Raw genomic sequence first — 17,225 nt, 5'->3', positions numbered from 1 at the left:
TGTCTAAAAATTGTCCAAATCAATAAAATTAGATCGTCATAGGAGTATAAAACGGAAAAATAATTTTTTTTGAAGCCATTTGCACTTTAAATAGGCGACTGGTCAACTATTAAACTTTAAAACTATGAATGCATTAAAAAAAGCGGGGAATTCCGTAAACACTTTTGCCAAAAAATGGGCAGAGATTGTCATTAAGTTCAAATGGCCCGTAGTATTGCTGACCTTATTGCTGGCCGTTGGATTGGCCTCTCAAGGAAAGATGGAATTTGATGGGGACTATCACGTCTTCTTCAGCGAATCGAATCCCGAATTGGAGGCTTTTGATGCCCTTCAGGAAAAATATACCAAGGATGACAATATTGTAGTTGTTCTTGCCCCGGATAATGGCAATATTTTCACTAGGGAAAACTTAGTGGCCATTGAAGAGCTTACGGCAAGTGCCTGGAACACCCCGTACTCTTCCAGGGTTGATGCAGTTACCAATTTCCAGCACACCAGTGCTGTGGGTGATGATTTATATGTGGATGATCTCTCCTACGAATCCATTACCAAAACGGATGCGGAGATTCGGGAAATCAGGGAGAAGGCCTTGAAGGAACCTTTACTTTTACATCGAATCATTAACGAAAAAGGCAGTGTAACCGCAATCAATGTTACGGTACGCTTACCTGGTGTGGACAGTGCTGCGGAGATTCCCGAGGTTACTGTGGCCACCCGAAAAATGGTAGAGGATTTTAAGGCAAAATACCCTCAATTTCAGGTGTATACCACAGGTTTGGTCCCACTCAATACCGCTTTTTTCGAAGCGTCGCAAAGTGACTTGGCCCTTATCGGAATCATGTTGCTCATTGTCGTTATCGTCACCCTCATATTGACCCGGAATTTTTTCGCGACATTTTCCACACTTGTTGTCGTCCTATTTTCCATTTTGAGCGCAGTAGGTTTTGTGGGTCTCACCGGCATAAAATTAACACCGCCTTCTGCCGTATTTCCTACAATGATACTTACCCTTGCCGTAGCGGACAGCATCCATATCTTAATTACGATGTTACAGAAGGTACGTAGGGATGGGATGAATAAAAAAGAGGCACTTGTGGAAAGTATGCGCCTTAATTTTATGCCCGTTTTCATAACGAGTCTTACCACGGTGATCGGATTTCTTACCATGAATTTTGGTGATGTTCCTCCTTTCTGGCATTTGGGGAATATTACGGCCTTTGGAATGGCTATGGCTTTCCTGTATTCCACCACCACCTTGCCCGCACTTATGGCCATCTTTCCACTATGGAAGAAAAAGGTTGCGGTAAGGGAAGCGGAAAAAGTGGGGATGTACACCAAGTTAGGCCTTTTTGTGACTCGGCAACCAGCACGTATAACGGCAATTTCCTTAGCCATTATCGCGGGCCTTACCTATTTGGCGACCTTGAATGTATTCAATGATGAGTTTGTGGAATATTTTGATGATTCGGTACAATTTAGAAGGGACAGTGACTTTATAAACGATAATCTGACCGGTTTTTACAATGTGGAATTTTCCGTGGGAAGTGGAGAAAGCGGTGGAATCAACAATCCGGAATATCTCCAAAACCTTAATGCGTTTGAGGATTGGCTCAATGAGCAACCGGAAGTCGTACACGTAAATGCCTTTAGTGAAGTGGCCCGAAGGGTAAACCGCTCCATGCACGGAGACGACCAAGCCTATTACAGGGTACCGGAAAATAGGGAAGAAGCGGCACAGTTTCTTTTGCTATACGAGCTTTCTTTGCCTTTTGGTTTGGACTTGAACAATCAGATCAATGTGGACAAATCCGAAACTCGGGTAACCGCAACCTTAAAGAATATTTCAAGTGCCGAAATGATAGCCTTTTCAGGTCGGGCGGAGGAGTGGCTAAAAAACAATACGAATGAACCTATGCATTCTATCGGGGTAAGCCCTACCATGATGTTCTCCAAATTAGGGTTTAGACAAGCAGAAAGCATGTTCAATGGTAATATTATTGCCCTGATTCTGATTTCCTTGGTGCTGATGCTTGCCTTACGGAACTTTAGGCTTGGTCTGTTGAGCATTATTCCTAACGTTGCCCCTGTCTTGGTAGGTTTTGGAATCTGGGCCCTTTACAAGGGACAGATCAACACGGGAATGGTTATTGTTTTCGGAATGACCTTAGGTATTATAGTAGATGACACCGTACATTTTATGAGCAAGTTCTTACGGGCACGAAGGGAATTGGGATATGATGCCAAACAGGCGGTGATTTATGCCTTTGAGACGGTAGGCCGTGCCTTGGTGACTACTACCGTGGTGCTGATTTCCGGATTTGCGGTACTGTCTACATCATCCTTCGCCCTAAACAGTTACATGGCCCGGATTACCGTAATCATTATCACGGCAGCCCTTATCATAGATTTTCTCTTGCTTCCGGCGCTTTTGATTCTATTAAGTAGAAAAGAAGAAGTAGTTGATGCAATGCCGAATCAATTGAAACCAGAATTAAAGCCTAATAATTAGTATTCACCTTAACATAAATCATACAAAAATGAAAAAATCGATTTTGACCGTCGCGGCATTTTCCGCAATAAGTTGGGCCATTGCCCAGACACCTGAGGAAAGGGGATTGGAAATAGCAAAAGCTGCCGAACTTGCCGATCAAGGGTTTGGAAGTTCTTTGGTAGCACTTAAAATGATCTTAAAAAACAAAAATGGACAGACCAGTGAAAGGACAATGACAACTAGGACTCTGGAGCTCATAGAAGATGGGGACAAGTCGCTTATCGCATTCGATAGCCCTAAGGATGTTAAGGGAACCGCTACCCTGACCTATACACATAAAGTGGGTTCAGATGATCAGTGGTTGTACTTGCCTTCCATTAAAAGGGTAAAGCGGATTTCATCGAATAACAAATCCGGTCCTTTTGTGGGAAGTGAGTTTGCTTACGAGGACCTTTCCTCCCAGGAGGTGGAAAAGTATACCTATAAATTTTTGGAGGCAAAGGGTAATCTTCTTCTGGTAGAACAAGACCCTGTGGACCCCAAATCAGGTTATACACGTCGTATAGTTACCTATAATAAGGATAAGGGCTATCGCATTGAGAAAGTAGAATTTTACGATAGAAAAAATGCCTTGCTAAAAACTTTGACCTACAGTGATTATAAACTGTATAGAGACAAGTTTTGGCGTGCTGCCACCTTTAATATGGTAAACCATCAAAGCAACAAGGAAACCCTATTAAAGTTTGGTGAGTACGACTTTGGGGTAGCCTTTTCCGACGATGATTTTTCCCAAGTAGCCTTGCAACGGGCGGGGAGATAAATTTGATAGGGTAGGGCCGGGGACATGTTCACCAAACGGTTTTCGCAGTATCGATGGCGATAGGTGCCATTATGATTTCCGGCCCGACCTTTTCACAATAGAAGCAGATGAACAACAGCAAGGTATTCGGCATTCTATGCCTTATAGGATTTACCTTTGGGTTTGCCCAAAACGAGGATTCCGAAAAAAAAGTGGAACATGATCTGGAGTTGGAAATAGAAACGGAATACCGTTATTTTTTTGACCCCGGCCAGTTTGAGGGTCAGAAAGATCATTATCCTTCCTTGGCCTTTCGACCGGAATATTCGGCCTCATGGAACAAGGGTTATGAAAGTATCAATGCCCAAGGGTTCCTTAGACTGGATAGGGACGATGAGCGCACCCACTGGGATATTCGTGAGCTCTATTACCAAAAGGCAAAGGGGAACTGGGAATTGAATGTAGGCCTAAAAAAAGTGTATTGGGGGGTTATAGAGAGCAATCATTTGGTAGACATCATCAATCAGACCGATGCGGTGGAGACTTTTGATGGAGAAGAAAAGTTAGGGCAGCCCATGGTACAGTTTAGTTGGATTACGAACTCTTTGGGAACATTCGATTTCTTCTACCTACCCTACCACCGCAGGCGTACGTTTCCAGGGGAAAAGGGCAGATTGCGTTTTGGAATGGTTATCAATCAGGACGACTTGAATTATGAGAGTGGAGCTGAGGAATGGCGACAGGATTTTGCCGTCCGATGGAAACATTATTTTGGAATTTTTGATATTGGACTTTCCCATTTTTATGGGAATGGTAGAGAACCGCTATTTTTGTTCGAACCATCGGGTGCCATCAATTCCTTTTACCCCGTAATCCATCAAACGGGATTGGAACTTCAGGCTACACACAATGCTTTTCTATGGAAATTGGAATCCATTTATCGCCATGCCGAGGCACAGGACTTTTTGGCGCTGGCGGCCGGACTGGAATATACCTTTAGCAACATAGATGGGAATGGCCTGGATATTGGTGTATTGGGGGAATATCTTTATGATGAAAGGGATGAACTGGCCTTGACAGCTCTCCAGAACGATGTATTTTTTGGTAGTCGGATTGCCTTCAACGATAACGCGGATACTTCTATCCTGATTGGCGGTATTGCCGATTTGGAATCCAGTAGCAAAATTTTTAGCCTAGAGGCGTCAAGACGTTTTGGAAGCACCTGGACGGTTGAAGCGGAAGCCCGTATTTTTAGTACGATTGACGAAAATGAATTGATCTTTTCGAATTTTCGGGACGACAGCTTCCTTCGGATAGCTGTTTCCAAATATTTCTAAGGCCCCTGCTAGAACTAATGCGTGGACAGGGCCTTCAAAATATCTACGGCCTTATTTCCTTCCTTATGGGGAACAAAAATATGATCGTGGTAGTACCCCGCAATTACATTACAACTAATATTCTGCCCGGCCAAGGCCGTGGCCACTTTAGCGGTAAGTCCCTTGGCCTCCAAAGCAGAGTGAACGTTAAGGGTTATCCAAGCTGCGACGAACTCATAAGGGAGCCCATAAGCATCGGCTCTATCGCGTTCTAGGATAATCGTAATGCCTTCGCGCTCTTTGAATTCACATAAAATATCGGCTTTGTTTATGGTATTTGTAGTACTTACCGTTGAAAAGACATATGCTCCCGGGTTAAGTACAGGATCCATTTCATTGATCAGTTTTTTTAGACTAGTTTCTCCGGACATGGCATTGAAGTATTGATGAAAGAACGTCTTGAAACGTTTGGTGCAAAGGTTATTTTTTTTTGTTTAAATAGGATGACAGACCCTTAGAAAAATCATAATTTAGCCTCTTGTATTATGTGATTTTAATATAGCCTCAGAACCCCTTTAAACTACAATGAAACAGGTAACAAATACTATCCTGATGATTCGGCCGGTCGCTTTTCGTATGAACGAACAAACCGCGGTGAACAACTATTTTATGGAAGATTTGGAAGTTAATGACCAAACTATCAATTTTCGGGCCCAACAGGAATTTGATAATTTTGTGGCTATTTTACGCAGTAAGGGTGTAGAGGTAATTGTGGTGGATGACAAAAAGGAAATCGATACCCCGGACTCCGTATTCCCCAATAACTGGGTCTCCTTTCACGCTAATGGCACCGTTGCGATTTATCCTATGTTCGCTGAAAACCGGAGAAGGGAACGTCGTGAGGATATTTTTGACATTCTTGAGGAAAACGGATTTAGAATTGACACTATTCTGGACTATACCTCGGCAGAAGAGAAGGGGCTTTTCTTGGAAGGTACGGGAAGCATCCTGAAGGACCGCGTCCATCAAAAAGCGTATTGTGCCTTATCCGAGCGCGCGCATGAGGAATTGTTCATAGAATTCTGTGAGGATTTTGATTGTTTTCCTGTCATTTTTACGGCCAACCAGACGGTGAACGGGGAACGTCTACCCATTTATCATACCAATGTAATGATGGCCATGGCAGAAAATTTTGCGATAATCTGCTTGGATGCTATTGACGATAAGGGAGAGCGTAAGGATGTAACTACACATTTAAAAAGGGACGGCAAGGAAATCATCCCAATCACGGAAGAACAAATGCATCATTTTGCAGGGAATATGTTGCAGGTGATAGGTGCCGACAATCAGCGCTTTATGGTAATGAGCTCAGCAGCTTTTAAAAGTCTAAGACCTGATCAAATAAAGGCTATCCAAGCCCATTGTGACATTATTCATAGTCCGTTGGATACCATCGAAACATGTGGAGGCGGAAGTGCCCGATGTATGATGGCAGAAGTGTTTTTGCCACGGGCTTAGTTGTAATAAGCCATGCTCAGCAATATTTTTATTAGAACTATTGCTCCGAAACGTTTTGACTCTCGGCATTTTTAAGATTATTCCCCGTATAGAAGCAAAATTTAAATCGGATTACTGATATTTAAAACGGAATAACAAAATAATCTTTATCTGAGAAACTATGAGGCAAATGAAATTGCATATATTAATAATTAGCGCAGGCCTTCTCACTTTTGCCCCAACGTATGCCCAAATAAAGGTTGAGGACAAAAAAATCGTAAAGGTATTATCGTTCAATGTCCTTGGGGGAAGAACTACAAAAGGGGATTTTAACTTGGATGTGTTGGCAAAGCTTATAAAGAAGGCGGATCCAGATTTCGTGGCCATGCAGGAAGTGGACTATAAGGTAAACAGGTCCAAGAAGTATGATTTGGCCACAGAATTGGGTTGGAGAACCAGGATGGCCCCCCTATTTGCAAGGGCGATGTACTATGATGGCGGGGAATATGGCGAGGGAATCTTGTCCAAATTCTCATTTTTGAGCACTAGAAATGTGGCCTTGCCCTACATTCAAGGACAGGAACCACGGGCTGCTATAGAAATCGTGACCGAGCTACCTTCAAAAGATACCATTGCCTTTGTGGGTACACATTTTGCCCATGAGGGTACAGCAGGAAGGGAATTGCAGGCCAAGAAGATAAACGAGGTATTTTCCAAGAACAAGTATCCAACAATTTTGGCGGGAGACCTCAATGCCACTCCGGGGAGTGGACCCATTTCCATCCTTGAGGAAGTTTGGGAGGCAACCTATGATAAAGATAACCCCGAACCTACCCATCCTTCGGATAACCCAAGGATAAAAATCGATTATGTAATGTTTTATCCAAAAGACCGCTGGAAAATAATTGAGCGCGAGGTTATCAAAGATACTATAGCCTCCGACCATTGTGCGTATCTGGTCACTCTTGAACTAGTGAGCGAATAACAAAACGTTTAAAGGACCTAATTAGAGCAGTACGTTTAACCATATCTAACGGTAGAACGGCACTTTTATGAAAATTGGGCTTTGGGAAGAATCGAGGTATAGTCCAAATACTATCTTTGTTTCACCGCTTAGGAAGCAATTGAGGCATATTCTTATTGCGATATGTATTAATTATGTACTTTAGAAGTCGAACCGTTTTGAACACGAAAACTTATGACCAAAGCATATATCAAAAAATTTATCGCACTTCCCATCCTCATATGTACGATCGGATTGACTTCCTGCAAGGAAAAAAATGTTAAAAAGGAGGAGGTTAAAGAAAACCCCATAGAAGACCGTTTAAGAGCGGTACTTACTTTTTACGCGTCTTTTGATACCGGGGTCAACGCCGATTTTTCGATTGGAGATTCCCTAATGTATACCGTTGCCAACAGGGATTCCCTAGACGCTTCCAAGATTGGTCTGCACAAACCGGATATCAGTCGCCAAGAGGGCAAGGGCAGATATGGCTATGGGCTTCAATTCACAGAGCGGAGCAATGGATATATCTACTATCCCAGTACCGGGAACATAGCGTATAGCCAGAAGAATTGGAATGGGGCCATTTCTTTTTGGCTGAGTCTTGACCCTGCCACCGATCTGGAACCGGGTTATTGTGACCCCATTCAAATTACGGACGTGAGTTATAACGACGCCGCCATTTGGGTAGATTTTACAGAAAATAACCCTAGGGATTTTAGGTTAGGGGTCATCGGAGATCGAAATATTTGGAACCCCGATGGATTGGAAGATGAAGATGATCTTTTTCTACCGCAACTCGCACCTGTGAGTAATCCACCTTTTGCCAAAGGGGAATGGACGCATATACTCATCAATCTTTCCGGATTGAATACCGAAAATGGAAAAGCTTCCCTTTACATAAATGGGGAATTAAAAGGAGCAAGATCTAATATCACCGATTCATTTACCTGGGAATTAGATCGGTCCAATATCTACTTGGGGCTAAGTTATATTGGGTTTATGGACGACTTATCCATTTATAATAGGGATTTGACCGAAAATGAGATTAAGGCACTTTACTCCTTGGAAAATGGGGTTCAAACGATTTTGGAATAAGTGACGTTTTTTAAACTTCGCTTTCTTCTGAGTACTGTTCTTTGTCGGCGCACTGTAAGGAAAGGGGCTTTTCATTTTGTGTGCTTGGCCTGTTGTCCCGACCATGGCCTCTTTTTGCAGTGTTTTAAACCAGCTTTTACGGAACCCATTACTAATAATCGCCTCTCCAAATTTCCTTCAGAAAAACGCCGGTCATCACTACCATAAAAAAGGCAAAAGGTAAGGAGGTAATAATCAGAAGTTTTTGAACTGCGACCAAAACATCGATCTCCGGCTTGGCATTTCCCAATAGGATAAGGGCCAAGGTAGCCAGTAGAATAAAAATGGACCATAGGAGTCTGTGACTCTTGCGCGGTGTTCTTTTCCCGCGATCCGTAAACATGCTGAGCACAAAGACGGCCGAATCCACCGAGGTTACCAAAAAACTTATCAAGAGTAGAACGGTAGTCAGGTTAAGGAAGCTGGCCATGGGATAGTTTTCAAGAAACACAAAAATAGAGGAGAACACATTGCCGAACTCGTTGGAATACGTTCCCCAACTTTCTATCAATTGAAAGGCCGAGGTGCCAAAAACGGAAAACCAAAAAAAAGTGCCCAAGGATGGAATGATCAAAACTCCCAATAGCAGTTGGCGCAATGTCCTACCCTTGGAAATTCGTGCAATGAAGATACCGGTAAAGGGGGCCCAGGCCAACCAAAAGGCCCAATAGTAAAAAGTCCAATCCGTCAGGAACGCGATACCCGGATTATATTTGCCCCAAGCAAGGCTCATTGGGATAAAATCCAATACATATCGCAAAGTAGCTCTTGCCAAGTTGTTTAAAATACCACCCAAATCGCTTGTGATGAATACAAAGAACAATAAAAGCAGGGTGATTACGATGTTAAATTTTGAGATAACCTTAATACCTCTATCCACCCCCCGCCAAACGGAAAAGAAGGCAATTGCGGAAATCAGCATGGCAAGGAAAAGTGTCGTGGCCAAACCAAAACTGGACGAAAACAAATGGTTCAATCCCCCATTGATTTGAGCCGTTCCCAGCCCGATAGCCGCGATTAGACCAAAGACCGTAGTGAGTATGGTTATGATGTCAATCCCTTTTCTTGCCACTGTATTGGGAATGGTATCTTCTATCGCAGAACTGACCAAAACCTTTTTTTTCCGTACGAACAGGGCATACCCAATTACCATGGCAAAGAGCCCATAAAAGGCCCATGGCGTAAATCCCCATTGATAAAAAGTAAATTCAAGGGCCAAGATTTCCGGTCCCAAATCAGAAGGATATGGTGGATTTTGTAGCATAAAGACGGGCTCTTGAACGGCTCGCAATAGGATTCCCGCGCCCATCCCCGCGCTATATAGCATAGCCGTCCATGCCCAAAGGGAATGTTCCGGACTCTGATTTTCCTTTCCGAGCTTTATTTTTCCCAAGGGGGAAAGGGCCACTATTAGAAGCAAAAGCACACAACCCAGTCCCAAATACAGATAGAAATAACCAAAGTAATTCCGTACCCATACCGAAGCAGACTCTATCGCATTATAACTAGCTTCCGTTGCCAAAAAGACAATAGCGGAAAAAAGGAAGAGTACTCCCAACGAAAGCGTTAGTAAATAGTTCTTTTTGAAAGGTTTTAGCAGCTCGATTACAATACTATTTGGCCTTGGCAATATTTCGTATCATTCCTTCAAAGATAAAATAATGAAAGGGAAGTATACTGTACCAGTACAACCTACCCCACAGTCCTTTAGGTCTAAAAGTGGCCGTTTGGTGCAAAACGTTCTGCTCATCAATCTTAAATTCTAGCCAAGCTTCGCCAGGTAATCGCATTTCCGCAAAGAGCAACAGTCTTTTCGATTCCCTATCCGCCAAAAGTACCCGCCAAAAATCAAGGGAATCCCCCGGATAAATCTTATCCGGATGGGTGCGTCCCCTTCGCAACCCAACACCTCCATTGAGTTTATCCAAAAACCCTCGTATCCTCCAAAGCCAATTACCATAATACCACCCGGTGTTTCCTCCAATTTTCCAAATATTACGTAAAACCCTTTCCTCATCTTTAATTTTCAACCTTTTCTCATCCTTTAGGATGCCGTACTTTGGTACTTGGATATATTTTTCGAGATTTTTCTTAAAGCGACCGCTGACCATGCTGTCTTTCCAACTACTGACGACAAGGTTTTGTTCAATTTTTTTAAAGGCCATACCTATAGCCTCTTTATAGGTATGCGTGTTGATTCCTAGTAAGTCCTGTAGACGGCTGTCCTTTGCTATTACCTCCATTTTCATACTGTCCACAAGGTTTACGGCCAATTTATAAGAAGTGGAGGTTACAAAATACAGCCAATAGGAGGATAACTTAGGAGTCATTACAGGTACGGTAAGAATCCAATTTTTAAACCCCCGGACTTTGGCGTATTGTTTTAGCATTTCCTTGTAAGTGAGTATGTCGGGACCCCCAATATCAAAGGACTGGTCATAGGTGTCTTCCTTCCCGATAACTCCGGTGAGAAATCGAATGATGTCACGGATGGCAATGGGCTGTGTTTTGGTCAATACCCATTTTGGGGTGATCATAAAGGGCAATTTTTCACACAGGTCGCGAATAATCTCAAAGGAAGAACTTCCAGAGCCCACAATAATCCCCGCCCTAAGGACGGTAAGGCTAAATTTTCCCTTGTACAGAATGTCCTCAACATTTTTACGGGAACTTAGATGTTTGGATAGCTGGGTATCGTTTACAATACCACTTAAATACACAACCTGTTGCACTTGGCTCCCCGCCATATAGGAATTAAAGGTCCGGGCGGATAGTGCCTCTTTCTCATCAAAATCCGTGGTTGAGGAACTCATGGAGTGGATAAGGTAATATGCGATATCAATGTCCTTTGGTAGCAAATCCTGTTGAAATTCCTTTAGAAAATCAATCTCTACGATTTCAACAAGAGCCTTAGTATCCTCGTCAATGGACAGACGCCTTTTATCCCGTACGGCACAGACCACTTCATGTCCCAAATCCAATAACTGGGGCAGCAATCGCATCCCAATATATCCGTTGGCGCCGGTGAGCAGGATTTTCATAAATCCTCGATTGAAGTGGGTGCATTATCGGCCTTATAATCCAATAGCTTCTTAAAAAACTTTTGTACTGCCTTCGTGTCCGCCTGTACCTTAATAAAATGATGGTCCCGATAAATGGAATATTTGGCCAGATCTCCTTTGTATAGGGTCAATTTGTAATAGGGTATGATCAAGGCAAAGGTCTCCAGCAACGAGCGAAATCGGACGATAATCCCTTTGGGTCGCATTTCAATATTGCACTGATTTCGGTTATTATCCAAAATAAGCAGGTTATGGATTTCAATACTGGTTTCCGTAATGAACAGCCTCGGGGAACCAATCCCGCCCATCGCCCATCGCTCTTTTAAGGTAAAGGGCTTACCAACTTCCGAATCGATTTTCTCGGTTACTTTTTTGTCGTTATAGGATACGTTCAAAAGCATTGTTCCTCTTTTTTCATAGCTGTATAAAGTTACTGAAAACCGTACTTAAATGGGACAATACGCCGCTAAAAGCACAAAAAAATGTAGTTTTGCAGCCGCATAACCCAAGTTTTAATGGATATCCAAAACATTTTAGAAGGCAAGGTAAAGGAAGCTATAAGATCAGTTTTTGATGTCGAATTGCCTTCGGTTGAATTTCAACCTACCCGAAAGGATTTTGAAGGGGACATTACCATAGTGGTCTTTCCTATGCTGCGCTATGTAAAAGGGAATCCCGAACAAATCGGAAGGCAAATAGGGGAATTTTTGGAAGAGCAGGTGGTGGAAGTCTCTGGTTTTAATGTAATCAAGGGCTTTTTAAACCTGGTCATTGACGATAATTTCTATCTCCAGTTTTTCAATTCGGTTTACGATACGGAGAATTTCGGATACGCTACCAATGGGGATACTGATGCGGTCATGGTGGAATATTCCTCTCCCAATACCAACAAACCATTGCATTTGGGCCATATCCGTAACAATTTGTTGGGTTACTCGGTTGCCGAAATTTTGAAGGCATCCGGGAAAAAGGTATACAAGACCCAGATTATCAACGATAGGGGCATCCATATTTGTAAAAGTATGCTTGCCTGGCAACGCTTCGGTAATGGGGAGACACCAGAAACTACGGGATTGAAGGGCGACCAATTGGTAGGTAAATATTATGTAGCCTTTGATAAGGCGTACAAGTCCGAAATTGAAGAATTGATTACCCAAGGAGTCGAAAGAAGTACAGCTGAAAAAGAAGCCCCCATTTTGTTGGAGGCCCAAAAAATGCTTCGTAAATGGGAAGCTGGGGATGAGGCCGTAGTTGCTCTTTGGACCACCATGAATGGTTGGGTCTATAATGGTTTTGAGGAAACCTACAAAAATCTTGGGGTGGATTTCGATAAACTCTATTACGAAAGCGAGACCTATTTATTGGGGAAGGATGTGGTGGAGGACGGACTCAAAAAAGGTATTTTTTATAGGAAGGAGGACCAGAGTGTCTGGATCGATCTTACTGATGAGGGATTGGACGAAAAGATTGTCTTGCGCTCCGATGGTACAGCGGTCTATATGACCCAGGATATTGGTACGGCCCTACAACGGGTAAAGGATTATCCTGATATCAATGGAATGGTCTATACCGTCGGCAATGAACAGGACTATCATTTTAAGGTACTCTTTTTGATTCTTAAGAAGCTTGGATTTTCTTGGGCGGCCAATCTATATCATCTAAGCTATGGGATGGTTGATCTCCCCAGTGGAAAAATGAAGAGTAGGGAAGGGACCGTAGTGGATGCAGATGATTTAATGATGGATATGACGCGAACCGCTGCACAATTATCCGAAGAACTGGGCAAATTGGAAGGCTACTCGGATGCTGAAAAACAGGAGTTGTACACGGTAATTGGGCTTGGGGCCCTAAAATATTACATTTTAAAGGTGGACCCTAAAAAACGGATCCTTTTCGATCCTCAGGAATCCGTGGATTTTCAGGGAAATACAGGGCCTTTTATCCAATATACCTATGCACGTATACAATCCATACTGCGAAAGGCGCATAATATGGGTCTGGAATTCTCCGGTCCAGCAGATATAGATAGCTTACATTCCAAAGAAAAGGAATTGATCAAGCAGATTCAACTCTTTCCCGAGGTTATTGGTCTTGCTGCGGAGAATTATAGCCCGGCCCTTGTCGCCAACTATGTGTACGATTTGGTTAAGGAATTCAACTCGTTCTATCAACAGGTTTCCATTCTCGGAGAAGCTGATGAGCGCAAAAAAGTCTTTAGGGTACAATTATCCAAAAAGGTAGGGGAGGTTATCCAATCGGCATTCCAACTCTTGGGCATCCAAGTACCGGATCGGATGTAACCCAAACGGGTCCTCTCGTCAAAGTATGAATACGGTTTTTAATTCTTCGCTGCATTTAAAACCGTACCCGCAAACTAAAATTGGGAGTAATGCCCAAGGAAACATTTTCAATAGCCTCGACTTCTCCGGAATCGCTAATACGATAATAGGTGTTAAGGATGTTTCTCCGATCCGTAAAATTTAATACGGAGGCCCCTAGCGAAGCTTTTATACCCCGGCTCAGGTCAAATTCATAGACTGCAGAGGCATCTGCCCGCAAATATTCTGGCAACCTGCTACTATTGGGCTCTTGAAAGTTTATCCGATTGGGAAAAAAGGTGGTGTCTATCGGATTGTCGGGATCAGGTTCCGTGAAAGGTCGTCCTGTGCGATAATTTAGACCAATCCCAAATTTGAAGTCCTGATAGGTATAGGTGCCGGCAAAGGTAAAAGTATGGCGAATGTCCAAATTGTTGGGAAATTCGGACGGATTTATTTCGGGAAAAGTATAGGTGTTCACGTTATATGTATAGCTCAACCACGCACTGTAGTCAATGGTCTTTTTATTGATCAAGAACTCGATTCCCTTAACTTCATATTGTCCTATTTCCCCGTCAAACTGGTTTTGGTTTTGAAACCCTTGTGTTTCGGTGCTGATTCCTTTTACTTCCTTGTAAAAACCTTCTATGCCTACGTATAGTTTGGGATGATCATAGTTGAAACCGATAGAGGCCTGTTTGCTACGGGTAATGGGCAAGGAATCGTTGTCCGAGAGTATCCAACGTCTTTTTTCGATTCCCAGAAAATTCTGTTCCAAATCAATGACCTGGTTCGTGGCCTGGCTTTTAAATTCCCCTAAGAGTTCCGCTTTAAAATGTTTGGCCAAGGTATAGTTGATATTTAACCGGGGTTCTATAATCACCTTTTCAAAAGAGTCAAAGGTTTCCAAATCGCGGATATAATTGAGTCGGGCTCCTCCGCGGGCCATAAGTTTGGTATCTGTTGATTTATATTCAATTTCCGAGAAAAGGGAGTGGGCCCTGATTACACCTTTTACATTACTCCTGAACGGAGGCTGGGAAACATCGGCAATATTCCGAATACCGGTTTCAGTGAGTTGATAGCCATTTAGCCAATTCATGTCCTCATTAATCCGAAGGTGGGTATTTAATTTCAAGGCCGTTTCTATTACTTCGTTGTTCTGAAAGAGGATTTGTTGACCGTTGGCGGTACTATTTTCGGCATCCAGATCATAATTAGTATAGTATAGATTAAGATGGGAAGAGAATCTATCGGTCCACTGGCTCTCCAAGCTTCCGCCAAAGGAGATGTTGGTTTGATCCAAGGTACTTTGTGAACTTCTAAAACTATCCGTATTGGTTTCCTGATAGTCCAACCGATTATTGATGTTTATAAAGCTTAAGCGTACTTTTTGATAGGGATTGATATCATACAACAGCTTTCCGGTAAAATCATAAAAATAGAAATCGCTGTTTTGTGTTACGCGGGTGTCTTGGAAAACACGATTTACAAATTGACCATAGGTAGGGGTTTCCAAAAAATCGGTCAGAGAGCGTCGGGCGGAAAACTGAAAGCCCAACTTATCCGATATAGGCAGTTGACCATAAAGATCCCCTCCAATAAGGTTTAGGCCCCCTCCACCGGTAAAGGAATCCGGAACCTCATTTTTGGTGCGCATATCCAAAACCCCGCTTACCCCGTCGCCATATTGGGCGGAAGTCCCATTTTTGATAAGAATGATTCTATCCGTCAAGTAGGGATTAAAAGCGGAAATCAGGCCAAAAAAATGACCGGATTGATACATTTTAATACCATCCCACAACATGAGGTTCTGATCGTTGGTACCCCCGCGGATATTAATGTCCGAAACGGTCTCGTCTATACTTTTAATTCCCGGTAAGGCCTGTACGGTCTGCAATATATCCGGTTCCAGTAGCCCGGGAAGAATGCCAAACTCTGCCGTATTCATTTGGATGCTACCATCGGCCTCCTTTAATATTCCCGTGGTAAGGAATTGGTAAACGATTACTTCGTCCAGTTGCTGATAGAATTGAGCCAATAACAAGGTTTTGCAAGGATTGGCATCAATCAATTCCTCTGCTTTTACAAACAGGGTCTTAAATCCTAAATGTTTAATTTCCAATACAGCCTTTCTAGGAACATTGGTCAATGAAAATGAACCGTTCATATCGGTAATTAGCGCAATTTCGGAATCCAACACCTTTACGGTTGCACCTGTGACCGTGTTTTGCTTAAAGTTGTCCAAAACCGTTGCACAAACATCAACAGTACTACTTTTGTTTAGGGTGTAGTAGCGTTCGCTGAGCTGCTGAATCTTTAACTGTGTCTGAGCCTGAATGTCAGAAAGGATTTTCTGGAGTTCACTAGTTTCCGGTACAGTGATCTGAAGATTTCTGATATCCTCATCCACATAGGAAAATTTAACCTCGAATCGCTGCTCCAAGATTTGGAGATAGGAAATAAGTAGTGCGGTTTTGTCCGTTCCGTCCTGAGCACTACCGTTTTGTGCGAAAACCAGGAACAGTAAGGAAGTAAAAAAGAATATAAGGCGTTTAGGGTGCGTTTTCAGCATAGAACAGCACTTTATTCCCCTCTAATTTAAACTTTATTTGAGAGGGAACACTTATACTTTGTAACGCCAAATCTGCATTTGTGTTGCTAAAAGTGCCAGTATATAATTGATTTAAATCGATATTTTTGGTTTCAACGGTAATATTGTGCTGTCTTTCAAATTCATCCAAAACATATTGTAATGGAATACTTCTAAAGGAACTTTCATTGCTCATCCAGGAAGGTTGGGAAATATTGACCACCTTGCCCTTGGCAATTTTACCATCAATGGCTAGAAAGGAATCACCAGCTGGGAGTTTGGTTTCTGCGCCGTTAAAAGTAACGCTAACTAGACCCTCGTAGCAGGTGACCTCAAAAAAACCGTTGCGGTTTTCAACGTTAAATTGTGTTCCCAAAACGGCCACGGTACCATTCTCCGTGGAAACCGTAAAGCGCTTTCCCTTGGCCACCTTAAAAAAGGCCTCACCCCTTAGGGATATGTTGCGTTCCTTGTCCCATGCCTTTTCACTATAGGAAATTTGAGAATCGGCATTCAATACAATTTCGGAATTGTCAGGAAGTACAACTTCCTTGTTTTCCGCAAATTGAGTGGAAATACTCTCATCCAGGGAATTCAAATAGAAGTATGAACCTGCAAGCAACACGACAATGGCCGCCGCTATTCGTAAAAACTTTCGGAACGGATGTAGTTGTACTACTTTTGGAGTTGTAAGCTCTCGCTTGTTCTTCAAAGCATTGAACGCTTGGTCCATATTAAAATCAGGGCCTTCCAATGTACCGGAGGCCTCGAGAATCTTCTGATAGGTAGCGTACTCGTCGGATTTTTTAAACTCCGCGAGCTCCTCTTCAGATAGTTCGTTGTTCAGCCATTTTGCCAAGTAATTTTCTTGCATGATTTCTAGCTTTATACCTTAATAACAATTTACTGCGAAAAAACCCTACCTCGGTAGGGCAATGGGTTATTGATTTTAATGTCGTTATTCACAATTTGCTGTACCATGCCTATGATTTTCTGATTCGCTATACGT

13 protein-coding genes are annotated in these 17,225 nt (G+C 42.7%); 7 read left to right on the top strand and 6 right to left on the bottom strand.

Annotated elements, in window-relative coordinates; all coding sequences use genetic code 11:
* Nucleotides 1-124 precede the first annotated feature (124 nt).
* The 3 genes from Q0993_RS08960 to Q0993_RS08950 all read left to right on the top strand — a co-directional run bounded on the left by Q0993_RS08960 (nucleotide 125) and on the right by Q0993_RS08950 (nucleotide 4,627).
* Entirely contained in the window at nucleotides 125-2,509 is a 2,385-nt protein-coding gene (locus tag Q0993_RS08960) for an efflux RND transporter permease subunit (protein ID WP_299532026.1), read from the top strand.
* 28 nt (nucleotides 2,510-2,537) lie between these two features.
* Nucleotides 2,538-3,311: an outer membrane lipoprotein-sorting protein gene (locus tag Q0993_RS08955; RefSeq protein ID WP_299532023.1), complete on the top strand. Its 774-nt coding sequence runs from the start codon at nucleotides 2,538-2,540 to the stop codon at nucleotides 3,309-3,311.
* Between the two features lie 107 nt (nucleotides 3,312-3,418).
* Nucleotides 3,419-4,627 carry a hypothetical protein gene (locus Q0993_RS08950; RefSeq protein WP_299532021.1) on the top strand — a complete coding sequence of 403 codons (1,209 nt, stop codon included), beginning with the start codon at nucleotides 3,419-3,421 and terminating at the stop codon, nucleotides 4,625-4,627.
* Nucleotides 4,628-4,641: 14 nt separating this feature from the next.
* Here the strand turns inward: Q0993_RS08950 and Q0993_RS08945 are convergent, their stop codons facing one another.
* The gene (locus Q0993_RS08945) at nucleotides 4,642-5,037 is read right to left on the bottom strand and encodes an ACT domain-containing protein (protein WP_299532019.1); all 396 of its coding nucleotides are present in this window, start codon (nucleotides 5,035-5,037) and stop codon (nucleotides 4,642-4,644) included.
* 154 nt (nucleotides 5,038-5,191) lie between these two features.
* On the opposite strand from Q0993_RS08945, the gene ctlX reads away from it, so the two are divergent.
* The 3 genes from ctlX (at nucleotide 5,192) to Q0993_RS08930 (ending at nucleotide 8,204) form a co-directional block, all read left to right on the top strand.
* Nucleotides 5,192-6,124, top strand: a complete 933-nt coding sequence (ctlX, locus tag Q0993_RS08940) for a citrulline utilization hydrolase CtlX (protein ID WP_299532016.1) — start codon at nucleotides 5,192-5,194, stop codon at nucleotides 6,122-6,124.
* A gap of 169 nt (nucleotides 6,125-6,293) precedes the next feature.
* Nucleotides 6,294-7,088 (top strand): endonuclease/exonuclease/phosphatase family protein, encoded by a 795-nt coding sequence (locus tag Q0993_RS08935; protein ID WP_299532014.1) that lies wholly within the window; start codon nucleotides 6,294-6,296, stop codon nucleotides 7,086-7,088.
* A 213-nt stretch (nucleotides 7,089-7,301) separates the two neighbouring features.
* A complete protein-coding gene (locus tag Q0993_RS08930) occupies nucleotides 7,302-8,204 on the top strand; it encodes a LamG-like jellyroll fold domain-containing protein (RefSeq protein WP_299532011.1) in 903 nt (300 codons plus the stop codon).
* Between the two features lie 151 nt (nucleotides 8,205-8,355).
* Here the strand turns inward: Q0993_RS08930 and Q0993_RS08925 are convergent, their stop codons facing one another.
* From Q0993_RS08925 to Q0993_RS08915, 3 genes are read right to left on the bottom strand one after another with little or no spacing between them, the layout of a single operon-like run.
* Nucleotides 8,356-9,873, bottom strand: a complete 1,518-nt coding sequence (locus tag Q0993_RS08925; protein WP_299532009.1) for a BCCT family transporter — start codon at nucleotides 9,871-9,873, stop codon at nucleotides 8,356-8,358.
* Complete coding sequence (locus tag Q0993_RS08920) at nucleotides 9,857-11,284, bottom strand: SDR family oxidoreductase (protein ID WP_299532006.1); 1,428 nt, start codon at nucleotides 11,282-11,284, stop codon at nucleotides 9,857-9,859. Before Q0993_RS08920 ends, Q0993_RS08925 begins: the two co-directional genes overlap by 17 nt.
* Nucleotides 11,281-11,706, bottom strand: coding sequence for a hypothetical protein (locus tag Q0993_RS08915; protein WP_299532004.1), 426 nt, complete (start codon nucleotides 11,704-11,706; stop codon nucleotides 11,281-11,283). The genes Q0993_RS08920 and Q0993_RS08915 overlap by 4 nt, the downstream gene beginning before the upstream one ends.
* A gap of 114 nt (nucleotides 11,707-11,820) precedes the next feature.
* Here Q0993_RS08915 and argS point away from each other — a divergent pair, with 114 nt between their 5' ends.
* Nucleotides 11,821-13,605: an arginine--tRNA ligase gene (gene argS / locus Q0993_RS08910; protein ID WP_299532002.1), complete on the top strand. Its 1,785-nt coding sequence runs from the start codon at nucleotides 11,821-11,823 to the stop codon at nucleotides 13,603-13,605.
* A 55-nt stretch (nucleotides 13,606-13,660) separates the two neighbouring features.
* On the opposite strand, the gene Q0993_RS08905 is transcribed toward argS, so the two are convergent.
* Together Q0993_RS08905 and Q0993_RS08900 are read right to left on the bottom strand one after the other, a co-directional pair.
* The gene (locus Q0993_RS08905; RefSeq protein WP_299532000.1) at nucleotides 13,661-16,198 is read right to left on the bottom strand and encodes a carboxypeptidase-like regulatory domain-containing protein; all 2,538 of its coding nucleotides are present in this window, start codon (nucleotides 16,196-16,198) and stop codon (nucleotides 13,661-13,663) included.
* Nucleotides 16,179-17,090: a FecR family protein gene (locus Q0993_RS08900; RefSeq protein WP_299531997.1), complete on the bottom strand. Its 912-nt coding sequence runs from the start codon at nucleotides 17,088-17,090 to the stop codon at nucleotides 16,179-16,181. Before Q0993_RS08900 ends, Q0993_RS08905 begins: the two co-directional genes overlap by 20 nt.
* Between the last annotated feature and the right edge of the window lie 135 nt (nucleotides 17,091-17,225).

It is taken from the genome of Ulvibacterium sp., from assembly GCF_028285715.1.
Lineage (GTDB): Bacteria > Bacteroidota > Bacteroidia > Flavobacteriales > Flavobacteriaceae > Ulvibacterium.
The sequence above is the reverse complement of the archived record's forward strand: the minus strand, read 5'-3'. Positions and strand labels throughout refer to the sequence as shown.